Annotated in this window: 14 protein-coding genes and 5 tRNA genes; 2 read left to right on the top strand and 17 right to left on the bottom strand. The window is 55.9% G+C overall.

All coding sequences use genetic code 11. The features are described 5' to 3' along the window. Window positions 1-28 precede the first annotated feature (28 nt). From rplL to BN5935_RS07600, 11 genes are all read right to left on the bottom strand, one after another. Window positions 29-406, bottom strand: coding sequence for a 50S ribosomal protein L7/L12 (gene rplL / locus BN5935_RS07650; protein ID WP_064975579.1), 378 nt, complete (start codon window positions 404-406; stop codon window positions 29-31). A 43-nt stretch (window positions 407-449) separates the two neighbouring features. Beyond that, complete coding sequence (gene rplJ, locus BN5935_RS07645; RefSeq protein WP_064975578.1) at window positions 450-974, bottom strand: 50S ribosomal protein L10; 525 nt, start codon at window positions 972-974, stop codon at window positions 450-452. A 17-nt stretch (window positions 975-991) separates the two neighbouring features. Beyond that, window positions 992-1,690 (bottom strand): 50S ribosomal protein L1, encoded by a 699-nt coding sequence (gene rplA, locus BN5935_RS07640; protein WP_064975577.1) that lies wholly within the window; start codon window positions 1,688-1,690, stop codon window positions 992-994. 11 nt (window positions 1,691-1,701) lie between these two features. After that, the gene (gene rplK / locus BN5935_RS07635) at window positions 1,702-2,142 is read right to left on the bottom strand and encodes a 50S ribosomal protein L11 (protein ID WP_064975576.1); all 441 of its coding nucleotides are present in this window, start codon (window positions 2,140-2,142) and stop codon (window positions 1,702-1,704) included. 16 nt (window positions 2,143-2,158) lie between these two features. Next, window positions 2,159-2,719 (bottom strand): transcription termination/antitermination protein NusG, encoded by a 561-nt coding sequence (nusG, locus tag BN5935_RS07630; RefSeq protein ID WP_010266552.1) that lies wholly within the window; start codon window positions 2,717-2,719, stop codon window positions 2,159-2,161. Window positions 2,720-2,733: 14 nt separating this feature from the next. Then, window positions 2,734-2,931, bottom strand: coding sequence for a preprotein translocase subunit SecE (gene secE, locus BN5935_RS07625; RefSeq protein WP_064975575.1), 198 nt, complete (start codon window positions 2,929-2,931; stop codon window positions 2,734-2,736). 18 nt (window positions 2,932-2,949) lie between these two features. Continuing rightward, window positions 2,950-3,023: transfer RNA gene (locus BN5935_RS07620), tRNA-Trp, on the bottom strand. Between the two features lie 49 nt (window positions 3,024-3,072). After that, window positions 3,073-4,260, bottom strand: coding sequence for an elongation factor Tu (gene tuf / locus BN5935_RS07615; RefSeq protein WP_064975574.1), 1,188 nt, complete (start codon window positions 4,258-4,260; stop codon window positions 3,073-3,075). Window positions 4,261-4,388: 128 nt separating this feature from the next. Further along, a tRNA-Gly gene (locus BN5935_RS07610) sits at window positions 4,389-4,464 on the bottom strand. A 93-nt stretch (window positions 4,465-4,557) separates the two neighbouring features. Continuing rightward, window positions 4,558-4,640, bottom strand: a tRNA-Tyr gene (locus BN5935_RS07605). Window positions 4,641-4,935: 295 nt separating this feature from the next. Next, window positions 4,936-5,009, bottom strand: a tRNA-Thr gene (locus BN5935_RS07600). 424 nt (window positions 5,010-5,433) lie between these two features. Here BN5935_RS07600 and BN5935_RS07595 point away from each other — a divergent pair. Next, the gene (locus tag BN5935_RS07595; protein ID WP_064975573.1) at window positions 5,434-5,955 is read left to right on the top strand and encodes a GNAT family N-acetyltransferase; all 522 of its coding nucleotides are present in this window, start codon (window positions 5,434-5,436) and stop codon (window positions 5,953-5,955) included. A 202-nt stretch (window positions 5,956-6,157) separates the two neighbouring features. Here the strand turns inward: BN5935_RS07595 and BN5935_RS07590 are convergent, their stop codons facing one another. From BN5935_RS07590 to BN5935_RS07580, 3 genes are all read right to left on the bottom strand, one after another. Beyond that, the gene (locus BN5935_RS07590; RefSeq protein WP_235821045.1) at window positions 6,158-7,072 is read right to left on the bottom strand and encodes a helix-turn-helix domain-containing protein; all 915 of its coding nucleotides are present in this window, start codon (window positions 7,070-7,072) and stop codon (window positions 6,158-6,160) included. 139 nt (window positions 7,073-7,211) lie between these two features. Continuing rightward, a complete protein-coding gene (locus BN5935_RS07585; RefSeq protein WP_064975572.1) occupies window positions 7,212-8,072 on the bottom strand; it encodes a Cbp1 family collagen-binding glycoprotein adhesin in 861 nt (286 codons plus the stop codon). Window positions 8,073-8,267: 195 nt separating this feature from the next. Continuing rightward, on the bottom strand, window positions 8,268-8,534 hold the full coding sequence (locus tag BN5935_RS07580; protein WP_010266563.1) for a type B 50S ribosomal protein L31: 267 nt from the start codon (window positions 8,532-8,534) through the stop codon (window positions 8,268-8,270). A gap of 169 nt (window positions 8,535-8,703) precedes the next feature. On the opposite strand from BN5935_RS07580, the gene BN5935_RS07575 reads away from it, so the two are divergent. After that, window positions 8,704-8,777 (top strand) — tRNA-Ile (locus tag BN5935_RS07575). A gap of 107 nt (window positions 8,778-8,884) precedes the next feature. Here the strand turns inward: BN5935_RS07575 and BN5935_RS07570 are convergent. The 3 genes from BN5935_RS07570 to BN5935_RS07560 form a co-directional block, all read right to left on the bottom strand. Beyond that, on the bottom strand, window positions 8,885-9,457 hold the full coding sequence (locus BN5935_RS07570; RefSeq protein ID WP_064976881.1) for a GNAT family N-acetyltransferase: 573 nt from the start codon (window positions 9,455-9,457) through the stop codon (window positions 8,885-8,887). Window positions 9,458-9,547: 90 nt separating this feature from the next. Beyond that, window positions 9,548-10,840 carry an acetylxylan esterase gene (locus tag BN5935_RS07565; protein ID WP_064975571.1) on the bottom strand — a complete coding sequence of 431 codons (1,293 nt, stop codon included), beginning with the start codon at window positions 10,838-10,840 and terminating at the stop codon, window positions 9,548-9,550. A gap of 14 nt (window positions 10,841-10,854) precedes the next feature. Beyond that, window positions 10,855-13,059 (bottom strand): alpha-N-acetylglucosaminidase, encoded by a 2,205-nt coding sequence (locus tag BN5935_RS07560; RefSeq protein ID WP_064975570.1) that lies wholly within the window; start codon window positions 13,057-13,059, stop codon window positions 10,855-10,857. Window positions 13,060-13,080: the final 21 nt, after the last annotated feature.

Raw genomic sequence — 13,080 nt, 5'->3', positions numbered from 1 at the left:
ATTGTCTGCTGAGACTTAAGCAGCAATGCTACTTGAGCTCAACTTCTGCACCTGCCTCCTCGAGCTGGCCTTTGATCTGCTCAGCCTCTTCCTTGGAGACACCCTCCTTAACAGCCTTGGGAGCACCGTCAACGAGAGCCTTGGCGTCGCCCAGCGAAAGACCTGCGATGTCCTTCACGACCTTGATAACCTGGAGCTTGGCCTGACCGGCGTTCTTCAGGATCACGTCGAACGTCGACTTCTCGGCAGCAGCGGCCTCACCGGCGCCTGCAGCGGGAGCTGCAACGGCAACAGCGGCAGCAGCCGGCTCAATGCCATACTCCTCCTTGAGGATCTGAGCGAGTTCGTTTACCTCGGTAACCTTCAGGTTAACCAGTTCTTCAGCAAGTTTCTTTACGTCTGCCATAGTTGTAAGCTTATTAATTTGTTTTTGATTCTTGTTTGTGAAATTAATTGTTTCTCGATTCGAGCGTCTTCACGATGCCCGCAATCTTTTGGCCTGCATTAGCCTGCAATGCAGAGATAACATTCTTCGCCGGGGACTGCAGCAGAGCGATGATATCGCCGATAAGCTCCTCCTTCGACTTGATGTTACACAGAGCGTCCAGTTGATTGTCGCCCACATAAACGCATCCCTCGGCGAAAGCCGCTTTCAGGACGGGTTTGTCCGATTTCTTGCGGAACTCCTTGATAAGCACAGCGGGAGCCTTCGCAACATGAGCGAACATAATCGAGGTAGGACCCTCCAATACTTTTACCAGATCAGCGTCGGCCTTCTCCACCTTCTCGAGGGCTTTGCCCAGAAGGGTGTTCTTGGCCACCACCAGTTTCACATCGCTTTCGAAGCACTTGCGGCGCAGGGCAGCAGTCTGCTCGGCGTTCAGCGACTCGATGTCGGCGATGTAGAAGTGAGGATAAGCCCGGAGCTGCTCGGCAAGGTTGTTAATTACAACCAGTTTTTCTTCCTTAGTCATCTCTTCTCTCCTCCTTCTTATTTGGTTTCTACTGATTTGGAATCAATCTGCACGCCGGGGCTCATGGTGGTCGAGAGATAGATACTCTTCACATAAGAACCTTTGGCAGCAGCCGGTTTGAGCTTGATGATCGTATTCAGCACCTCTTTCGCGTTTTCCACGATCTGATCCGCCGAGAACGACACCTTGCCCACCGTCGTGTGGATGATACCGAATTTGTCGACCTTGAAGTCGATCTTACCGGCCTTCACCTCGCTTACGGCTTTGCCGACTTCCATCGTCACCGTACCGGTCTTGGGGTTCGGCATCAGTCCGCGGGGACCCAGAATACGGCCCAGCGCACCCACCTTGCCCATCACATTGGGAGTACAGATGATCACGTCAACGTCGGTCCAGCCGGCCTTGATTTTGTCAACATACTCGTCCAGACCTACATAGTCGGCACCTGCAGCCTGTGCCTCGGCCTCCTTTTCGGGAGTACAGAGCACCAGCACACGCACCGTCTTGCCGGTTCCGTGGGGCAGCGTCACCACGCCGCGGACCATCTGGTTCGCCTTGCGCGGGTCTACGCCCAGACGCACGTCGATATCTACCGAGGCGTCGAATTTCGTGAACGTAATTTCCTTCAGAAGAGCGGCGGCCTCCGGGAGTTTGTAAGCCTTGGCGGCTTCCACCTTTGCGTAGGCGATCTTTTGATTTTTTGTCAACTTACTCATCTTCTTCGCAATTACATATTAGGAAATTCTCCGACGACATTGATACCCATACTGCGGGCAGTACCGGCAACCATGCGCATCGCGGCCTCCAGCGTAAAGCAGTTCATGTCGGGCATCTTGTCCTGAGCGATCTCGCGGACCTGATCCCACGTCACCTGTCCCACTTTGTCGCGGTTGGGCTGTGCGGAACCTTTCTGAGCCTTGGCTGCTTCCTTGAGCTGAACGGCTACGGGCGGCTGTTTTACAACGAAATCAAACGATTTGTCGCTGTAAACCGTGATGATGACCGGAAGAACCTTTCCCGCCTTGTCCTGTGTACGCGCATTGAACTGCTTGCAGAAGTCCATGATATTGACTCCCTTAGAACCCAATGCGGGACCAACCGGGGGCGAAGGATTGGCGGCACCACCTTTGATCTGCAATTTAATAAATGCAGCAACCTCTTTTGCCATAGTTTTCCTTGGTTAATTATTCTTTTTCTACTTGAGTGAAACCCAACTCCATAGGAGTTTTGCGCCCGAATATCTTCACCGATACCGTGAGTTTCTTGCGCTCGTTGTCGACTGCCTCGATAGTACCTTGGAAGCTCGAGAAAGGACCGTCCGTAACTTTTACGGTCTCGCCGACAAAGAATGGTATTTCGTTCTCCTCCTCCATGGCGTTCATCTCGTCGACGCGGCCAAGGATGCGCGCAACCTCCTGCGGACGCAGGGGCGTGGCGTTCATCTTGCGGCTGTCCTCTTTGGTGTCGCCCAAGAAACCCAGCACATTGGGAGTATTACGAATTATAATGGGAATCTGCCCCACGAAAGCGGCCTCCACCAACACATAACCCGGATAAGAAACCTTCTCTTTCGAGACCTTCTTACCGTTGCGGATGGTATAGACTTTTTCGGTAGGGATCAGCACCTGAGAGATGTAATCCTCGAGGTGGTTGTGGCGAATTTCGGCTTCGATATACTCTTTCACCTTCGCCTCCTTGCCACCGATAGCACGGACTACATACCACTGTTTCTTAATCTCGCTCATCGTTTCAGCAGAAATTAACGACCAAGATTACCCAGGGTCTTGTAGATGGCGGCCATCATGTTCTCGAACGTCAGGTCCATCGCCAGTACGACAACGGCAAAGATGGCCGAAGCCACCATCACAACGATCGTCGAGTTCTGGAGCTGCGGGAACGTAGGCCACGTCACCTTGTTTACAAGCTCGTTGTAGGATTCTTTAATGTAATTCAACATATCTTCTTCCTTTATTCTTGGCAGGAGCAGAGAGATTCGAACTCCCATCAACGGTTTTGGAGACCGCTATTCTACCCTTGAACTATGCTCCTAAAAAGGGAGGCGATACGGTTTACCGCCTCCCGGAATATCTGAAGTGAATTACTTCACGATTTTCAGAATCTGACCGGCACCTACCGTACGGCCACCCTCGCGGATTGCGAAACGCAGACCCTCGTTCAGAGCCACCGGATAGATCAGCTTCACGGTGATGGTAACGTGGTCGCCCGGCATAACCATGTCGACGCCTGCGGGCAGGTGAACCTCACCCGTTACGTCCATCGTACGCAGGTAGAACTGGGGACGATAGTTGTTGTGGAACGGCGTGTGACGGCCACCCTCCTCTTTCTTCAGGATGTAGACCTCAGCCTCGAACTCCGTGTGCGGGGTGATCGACTTGGGCGCTGCGAGTACCATACCGCGCTTTACGTCCTTCTTGTCGATACCGCGGAGCAGCAGACCTACGTTGTCGCCGGCCTCGCCCTGATCGAGCAGCTTGCGGAACATCTCGACGCCCGTACAGGTCGAAGTCATGATCTTCTCCTCGAGACCTACGATCTCAACGGGATCACCTACATGGATGACACCGGTCTCGATACGGCCCGTTACCACGGTACCGCGGCCGGTGATCGAGAACACGTCCTCGACAGGCATCAGGAACGGCTTCTCGTTCTCACGCGGGGGAATGGGAATATACTCGTCGACAGCGTTCATCAGCTCCATGATCTTCTCCTCCCACTTGGCCTCGCCGTTCAGGCCGCCGAGTGCGGAACCACGGATGATGGGAGCGTTGTCGCCATCGTACTCATACTTCGAAAGCAGGTCACGAACCTCCATCTCGACGAGGTCGAGCATTTCGGGATCGTCAACCATGTCGCACTTGTTCAGGAAAACAACGATGCGCGGCACGTTCACCTGACGGGCGAGCAGTACATGCTCGTTGGTCTGGGGCATCGGGCCGTCCGTAGCGGCAACAACCAGAATGGCACCGTCCATCTGAGCGGCACCCGTTACCATGTTCTTCACATAGTCGGCGTGGCCCGGGCAGTCTACGTGAGCGTAGTGGCGGTTGGCCGTCTGGTACTCAACGTGCGAGGTGTTGATCGTGATACCACGCTCTTTCTCCTCGGGAGCGTTGTCGATCGAGTCGAACGAACGGAGCTCCGAGAGGCCGTTCTTAGCCAGAACAGTCGTGATAGCTGCGGTAAGGGTGGTCTTACCGTGGTCTACGTGACCGATGGTACCGATGTTTACATGCGGTTTCGACCGGTCGAATTTTTCTTTTGCCATAGTATTAAGTATTTAAAGTATTGTTAAAAATTGTCCTAAAGTTTTAAAATTCAATCCGCAGAACAAGCGGGCGACGCAAACTCCCCTTCCGTTCGACGGAGGCGTTCGCATCACACGCTGCTGCGTAGTGGAGCGGAAGACGAGGCTCAAACTCGCGACCCTCAGCTTGGAAGGCTGATGCTCTATCAACTGAGCTACTTCCGCAAAAACAGACCGTATCAGAGTCATCCTTTTCCCTCGCGCCGCCTTTCGACGACGCCCGAGACCCAGCAACTCCAACCGGCACTCTTCTTTTAGTGGGAAGTGATGGATTCGAACCACCGAAGGCGTAAGCCAGCAGATTTACAGTCTGCCCCATTTGGCCACTCTGGTAACTTCCCTTTTCTTGCGTCCTCTCCCCCCCCCTCTTGAGGAATTGGCTCGTTTCACTCGGCCTTTTCCTTTTTCCAAGGGGATTGACTTCGCTTCGCTTCACTTGCGTTACACGCCGCTCGTCTTTCCCTTTTTGGAGAGGCTTTCATCCCGCCGCTGCTTATCGTTGCGAAATCCGTCATCCCTTCGGGATTTTCGTTCTCAAAATAATTTGCCTTCTCAAACAAGTTTGATCGTCAAATTTTTTTCCGAACGCTGCCTGCGGCAGACGTCTTTTTCGCTCCTCCCTGCGTCGGCTGTCCGAGCCGATGGAGGGATTCGAACCCCCGACCAGCTGATTACAAATCAGCTGCTCTGGCCAACTGAGCTACATCGGCAGTATTCACCGTTTTGGATTGCAAAAGTAGGCATAAAAAATTTATCGCGCAAATTATTCGGAATAAATTTTCTACTTTTTAACTCTTCTCAAAGAACCGCGCCCGAACGCCATTGGTTCACGGGCGAAATCGGGTGCAAAGATAGGAAAAGTTTTGGATAACACAACAGCTTCCGAAAAAAATATCGCCTTTCGCACCCAACTATCTCATCCGCCGGTCCGGTCGGCATCCGCGCCCCTCCCGGATGGCCTATTTCCGGGCCCGGCATACCTATTTTTATATACGCGTTCCGCCTGTTTTCAGCATCATTCGTGTCGTAACGGCACGCTCAGGAGGCCGGAAAGCCGCGCCGGACCGCCCGCGATGGGGTTTTGGAACCGTCCGTTCTTTTTACTATCTTTAAATTCTGAAAACCTTTCACAATATGGATACGATTCCCCTTTTCGGCCCCTATGCGCTCCGGCGGCTCCGCCCGGAGGATGCCGCGGATATCTTCCGCTCGATCGACACCCAGCGCCGGCACCTCGGCCGCTGGCTGCCGTTCGTCGCCGAGACCCACTGCGTCGAACAGAGCGAAGCGGTGGTGGCCGGAATGCTCGCCGACACAGCCAACCCGGTCTACACGATCCGCAACGGCAAGGCATTCGCCGGACTGATCGGCTTCAAATCGGCCGATGCCGAGAAACACAGCATCGAGATCGGCTACTGGCTGCGTGAGGAGCAGCAGGGAAAGGGCGTCATGACAGCCGCCGTGCGGGCGCTCTGCGAAACGGCTTTTACGCAGATGGGCATGCGGCGCATCGAGATTCGCTGCGGCGTGGGCAACCTGCCGAGCAACCGGATTCCCCAACGGCTCGGATTCCTGCGCAGCCATGTGGAACAGCGGGGCGAGGAGCTCTCCGACGGAGAGTGGATCGACCTGAACGTTTACATATTGGAACGCTGAAAAAAGCAATCTCCTGTTTCCATGTGCCGACCGCTGCCGGCCGCCGTCCCTGCCGCCTTAGGCGTCATTTACAAATCTGACCCCACCCCGACCCTCCCTCAGGGAGGGAGATGGCGTACGCCTTGCCCGGTTCGTACAATTATACCGAACGAAGGAGGCCTCCCTGCGGGAAGCCTCCTTCAAGTCAGAATCACAGCCGGTCTTATTTCTTTTTGATCGAAGAGATCAACTGGGCAGGCGTCGCCTGCAGATAATTCTTACAGAAACGGCTGAATTGCGTGTAGTGGCGGAATCCGTACTTGTTCATCAGCACCTTGGTGCTGTCCTCGCCGTCGCGGATATCGGAAAAGACCTTGAGGGCTTTCTGCCGCATCATCCAGTGGTAGACGCTGTCGTTGAAATGTTCGGCGAAGCGGCGCTTGAAGACCGAAAGACTCATGCCCGCCAGCGAAGCCAACTCGGCCACACCCTGCGCCTTGTCGTAGTTGTTGCAGACGAAGACGCGGAAATTGTCCTGCGGCTGAATCATCGACTGGAAGAAATAAGCATGCTCGGTCGGCGTGTAGAGCACCTTGATCATCATAAAGAGCTCCGTGGCCTTCATCCGGTGGTAGCGAACGCAGTTGGACATCTGCCGGATCGTAAAAATGGAGCCCAAAAGATGCTCGATGGAGGGATGCATGGCAAGCGTCGGGACGCTTTCGGTCGGAATGACCGAATCGTAGGGCATCACCCTGTCGAAAATATCCTGCTCGCAGAACTCGATCCGGTGGATAAGCGACAGCACGACCACATGGGTCTCGTCATCCTGCGCGGTAGCCGCAAAACTCTCGTTGCGGGCCAGACACACGCATTGTTTCGAGGTCACCAGCCGGACCGTATCGGCGCCGTGCTCGAATTTGAGCGACCCCGACAGGATGAAAAGGATGCGCACCATGCGGTCCGCCGGAAAGGACGCACCCTCTCCCGCCGCAAAGCTCAACTGCGAAAACCTGCAGTAAGTCGAGTCGCCGATGCGGCGAAACGGAGCAGGGAATGTGGGACAACTACTACAATCCGCAGTACAGCTCTCTTTCAGTGACGACTCCACAAACTGCGGTTGGGGTTGATAATCCATAAAGTACCAATGTGAGATTTGGGACAAAAGTACAAAAAAATTCGGAAAGCCAACCCCATAGTCGCGGTGAAAGGTAAAAAAAGTCCCCGCCGTTGTCGGCAGGGACTTCAAAAGACATTGCGAATAGGCTTTAAAGCTCTTATTTATAACTAATTATAAGTACCTTCGACGACTCCCAGAACCGCACGGGATCGGTGATGATCAATTTCTCGACTATTTTGTCGGCGCCGGTAACCAACTGGTACGAATCCTCGGGATGCGACGTGACGACCGAAGCCTTTTTCTGCCCGACGGGAATCTCCGTCAGCAGGCGCGAATCGGCCGCCGTGAAGCTGTCCAGATTGCCGTTCCTGCCCACCGTCAGCGTGCGGCCGATGAATCCCTGCTTGTTGATGATCTGTGCGTCGCGCAGCTCCTTCTCGGCACCGACGATGTAATAGACCGTGTTCAACTGGTTTTGCAACTCGATCTTCTCACCGCTGAGGCTCTCCACCTCGGCGCTCCGGACGGCCACCTCTTGGGAAAGACTTTCTACCTCGATACCCATCTGTGCCAGTTTTTCGCGCAGCCGGTCCACCTCGGCCGATTTCTCCCCGAGCTGGGTATTCATGTCGGCGATCATCTTCTCCAGACTTGCGATGCGCAGGTTGGCCTTGCGCAGCAGGGCTGCCGAACGTTGCAGCGAAGCGATCTTCTCCTTGTTCTCCTGCAGCAGGCGGTCGATGGCGGCGATGTCGTTGTTGATCTCCGCAACGGGACGGCGGCCTCCCTCGGCTGCCCCGGCCACGGTGATGAGGTTCTCGCGCGACTTGATCAGCGCGAGGTTCTCCGAAATGGAATTGATGTCCGCAAAGACCGCGTTGATGAGCGAGTCTTTCGCGCTGACGACCGTCGCCAGCGAATCCCGCTGGTTCTCGGCCTCGACGACGACCTGCCGGCTTACGCACGACGTAAGGGCGACCGCGGCGCCCAGCGCCGCAGCGAATAGAGTATGTTTCATGCAGTTTTTCATAATTTCGATCCGATTAAAATCCCGTTTGCCTGCAGGTGCAAATATAGATTAAAAATCAGCAGGTTGTTCAACTATTTCGCTCCCCTGCCGCAAATTTTGTTCCGGGCACTCCCCGGCATACGAAAAACAACGGGCCGCAACCTCCGGTTGCAGCCCGTTTTGGGATCAAGACGCACAATGTGATTATTTTGCGCCTTTCTTATCGTAGCGTTTTGCGTAGCGGCTCATAAACTTATCGACGCGACCAGCGGTGTCAACCAACTTCATCTTACCGGTGTAGAACGGGTGCGACGTGTTGGAAATTTCCATCTTATACACGGGATAGGTTTCGCCGTTCACTTCGATGGTCTCTTTTGTCGAAACGGCGGACCGACACAAAAACACGACGTCGTTGGACATGTCCTTGAACGCCACTAAACGATAATTCTCCGGATGAATACCCTTTTTCATTTCGTCGTTTTTGTATTTAATTAATGCTTAAGCGCGACAAAGGTACGAATTAATTCGCAACAAACAAGCCTGCGTGTAAATTTTTTCGCACCCGATACGCTCCGGGGTTGCGCAATCCGGATAGTTTTTCTATCTTTGCGCCACAAAAGCGCCCCGCAGGCGCTGGACCGGGCCCATAGCTCAGTCGGTCAGAGCAGCGGACTCATAATCCGAAGGTCGTGGGATCATGCCCCTCTGGGCCCACTGAAAATCAAAGACTTGCCGATCGGCAGGTCTTTTTTGTTTCCCCCTTTCACCGCGGTTTTACGCAGGTTTACGGCAGGTTGTTTAAACCATTGTGTAAACCATGTTCAGACCTCCTCGACGAAATGAACCGGGTATTTGTCCCAATATTTCCGATATATCCGATCTTGCCGTCCGTCGAAATTCAGCTGATACATTCGGAACGTAACCCGAAAATTCTTGGGCTGCCACAATTCTTCATAGGAATAGCAGTATTTCATTCCTATCGCCTGCATCACACGTCCGCTCCTCGGGTTATTCACATCATGCGTAGCCGTAACATACGGAATATCCGTCCGTTTCAGCATATCGGCCACCGCCCGGCAAGCCTCGGTAGTGATTCCCTTGCGCCAAAACTCTTTCCGGAGGCTGTATCCCAAATCATGGCTGTCATCGCCGCTGACATGAATACAGCCGACAGGAACATTATCCGTTTTCAGGCAAATCGCATCGTAAAACCCTCCCCGCTGAATCCAATTTTCGATATCCCGAAGGTACTTTTCGGCTTCCCCGGTGTCTTTCAACGGAAACATCGGCAAAAACGTGTTGACGTCCTGATCGCTCAGAAGAGCGAATAAAGCATCGACATCGTCCCTCGTAAAATGCCGCAATATCAATCGGTCCGTTTCTATGCAATCCATAGGACAAAGGTACAAAAATGCCGTCAACGGACCCGCATCCACCGAAAAAAAAGAGCTGCACATATCGTACAACTCTTTTTTCGATCAGGGTCACAGCAAAGCCTTTTCAATATAAGTATCCATCTGCCCGGCCTGCTCGGGATAGTACCAGTGGCCGGTCTCGTGGGTGAGCTGCATCCGCTTGGGCGCCGTGGTCGCGTTGTAGACCGAGAAAGTCGAAGTCGGAGGACACACCTTGTCGTTGTAACTCAGCATGTAATAGATCGGGATTTTCAGCAGGCGCGCGAAGTTAACCGTATCGTAATACAACAGCGTATTGACGATCTCCTTCCGGTTATAGATGCACTCCGCGGGATTTTTCAAAATCTGGGGCCATCCTCCGGCACGGCCGTGAAGATAGCCCGTCATGTCGCTCATCGCCGGCAGGGCCGCCGCCGCACAGCAGACCCGCGGATCGAGCGCCGCCACCATCACCGTCAGGGCACCGCCTTGGCTGCTGCCCTGAACGCCGACCTTGCCATTGAACTTGTCGAGCGTAAAAATGAGGTCGACGGCCCGCTTGCAGCCCCGGATCACCCGGTTGTAATAGTAATCGTCGCGGCTTTCGAGATTCATCGTGTAATAACGGTTGAGAATTCCCGCAAAGAGCCGTTCGTAAACGACCGGATCGAGCGTCACCGGAATGCCGTGAATCCCGACGTCGAGCGTTATGAAGCCCTTGTCGGCCTGCCACGCACTCCCCTGATAGCTCCGCACGCCCGCTCCGGGCACACGCAGGATGGCCGGATATTTTCCTTCGGCCTTCGGAATGCACAGAATGCCGTAGAAGCGTCCGCCCTGAGGCGTGTAGAGGTAGCTCACCTCGTAGACATCGGTCCTGTCGGTGCAGCGCTCGGGAAGCAGCACCATCCGGGGCCGGAGGGGCATGGCTGCATCGGCGTCGAGCTGCGACTGCCAGTAGGACCGGAAATCGGCCGGCATCGTCACCGTCGGTTCGATCCGCTCCTTGTCTACGGCGACGGTTTTCCACTGGCGGTAGTCCACCCCACCGACCTTGACGCGGACATCGAGGTTGAAGAATCCGGGTTTGTCCATCCGCCCGAGGTCGAGCGTCACGGAGCCGTTCCCGGTCGTCGCCTGCCCCGTCACCGTCGGTTCGACCAGCTCCGGACCGGCCTCATAGGTGAATGCGACGTCGCGGAGCGGGAGTTCGTTCAGCTCCACGCTCACCGCCATTTTGATCCGCTCCCCGACGCGGTAGTCCCACGAGCCGTTCGTCGGCGTGATGCGTATCTTGACCATCGGAGTCTGAGCGCTCCCCTGCGCCAGCAGTTGCGAGCAGGCAACCACCGCCAGCAGCACAAAAACAAGTTTCTTTTTCATCGTTGTCCCGGTCTTTATTTTGCGGATTCGGGTTTGTATTTCAGGTAAAGTTCCCGGACGACCTCACAGACATCGCTTGCAGGGGTCTGCGTCAGCGGCTTCGTGCTGTCGGCGAACTCCTTCTCGAAATCGGCCATGGCGTTGAAGATCGCCTCTTCGTCGAACGTCCGCCCCGCTTCGACGGCGCCGACCGCCGCATCGAGGAACATCCGCCAGCGCACGGCGTAGTAGTCCGCCACCAACCCCGACCATGTGCGGTTGGCATAGTCGTTGATGCTCTGCGCCCGGTCGCCCCACGTCGTGAGGAGCGTGCGGCCGTTCACCTCGTAGTAATCCTGCTCCTCGGGGGTCTTGCCGAAGGAGCGCGAGTCGTCGATCCACTTCTGCATCGAGAAAGCGCCGTGCTGCGCCGTCAGCGTCTCCAGATCCGCCGCCAGCTCCAGCATCTGTTCCCGCAGCTCCTTCATCCGCGCGAGATCCTTCGCCCGGTAGGCCGCCGTAAACTCGTCGCGCAGCGGCAGGAAGAGGTTGCCCAGCGCCTGCCGGCCGACGTTCACGATCCAGAACCGGTAGGTGTCGCGCCCGGAATCCCCGGCATCGATCATCTTCGCCCAGATGTCGAACAACTCGTCGTTGTCGTATTTGATCTCCGCATCGGTGGTACCCGTCAGGATACCTTCCAGCGTGGGACGGGCATTCAGCAGCGGGCAGTGGCCGTATTTCGAAGAGGTGATGTAGACATTTTTACGCAGGGCGTCCCAAGCCCGGCGGTAATCCGCATCCTCATGCCCCAGATACCGGTCGGCCAGCGCATCGATCCACCGGTCGTCGTCGACCGAAAAATCCCACGCACGCTCGAAAACGTAGTCGTACATAAAGGGGTTCGAATCCAACCCTTCGAGTGTCGAGCCGAGGCCCCGCAGGTTCTTTCCGCCCTCGGCCAATACCCCGTCGAGGCGCTCCGAAACGGTGTCGAAATTGCCCACCAGCATCGTGTTGCCGCCGAAGTTGCCCAAGTAGCACCAGAAATAGGGCTGTCCGTGATAGCCGTGGGTCTGGCGCCACACCTCCGTATTCTCACAATAGTAGTCCAGCAACAGCATCTTGTCCTGCGGTACGGCCTTGACGAACGCTTCGATCCGATCGTCGTGCCATTTGTCGCGGTCGAGGTAGAACAGCCACGTCATCTGGAGCCATTCGGCTTCGGGATCGGCCTCGGTCATCGTGTCGTAGATCGTCCGGGAGACCCGCGCGAGGAACTCCGGTTCCCAGCTCGGCGGATCGACCTCGTTGAACGGATCGGCGCCATAAATATGGTCCGTACCGAAAAGTGCGGTCTGCTCGGCGAGGAACTCCTTCTGAATCCGCGCGAAAAGCGGATCGAGCGGGTCGAGGAAATGGCTGCGGTAACGGTCTTCGAAACCGCCCCACTTGCTCATCCGCGAGATTTTAGCCTCGGGGTAGATTTCGCCCAGCTCCGCGGGGACATGCCCGGCGAAAGCCGGAAGCACGGGCTTCATGTTCAGTTCCCGCTCGCGGGCCACGATCCGCTTCTGCAGCTCCACCTGCGCATCGAGCCAACTCTGGGGCAGCGGCGACTGCCAGTAGTCGAGGTTCGACATCCGGTGCCACGGCAGGTGAGCCGGGCCGGTGAAGTAGCTGCGGACCTGCTCGTCGGTGAGCCCGAGTTTCTGCCACACCCGGGCCCACACGGCCTCCTGACCCGTGATCGCCAGCGGCAGGGTCACGCCGTTGAGCGCCATCCAGTCGATCAGCCGCTCCCAGTCGCGCCACTGCCACCACACCATCGTGTATCCGAACGTGCAGTAGTTCAAAAAGAACCTATCGTCGAGCAGGGCGCTGTGGGCGACCTTTTCCGCCACCACGGGCATCTCGGCAGGCACCTCGACCGGCTGGTCGGCGAACCACGAGACGCTCGTGCGGGCGTAATATTTCAGAAAATGGTTCAGGCCCACGGCCATCGAATTGGCGTTGTTGCCCCGGACGACCAGCTTCCGGCCGACCGTCTCCAGTTCGAACCGGTCCGCGGAGTCCGCCGCGGGAGCCAGCTTCTCGAAACGTATCTTCGAAGCGTAGCCGGGGACGATGCGTCCGGCCAGCCCCTGTGCCGCAGCGACATCGGCGTCCGGACGGCTGCACCCTACCGGCAGCGACACGACCGCGGCCAGCAGCACGAGGGTTGCAAAAAATGACTTCATAGCATTAAAATTACAGTTGAA

The organism is Alistipes provencensis (genome assembly GCF_900083545.1).
Taxonomy (GTDB): Bacteria; Bacteroidota; Bacteroidia; order Bacteroidales; family Rikenellaceae; genus Alistipes; species Alistipes provencensis.
Note: the sequence above shows the minus strand (reverse complement) of the source record. Positions and strands in the feature narration are given on the sequence as shown.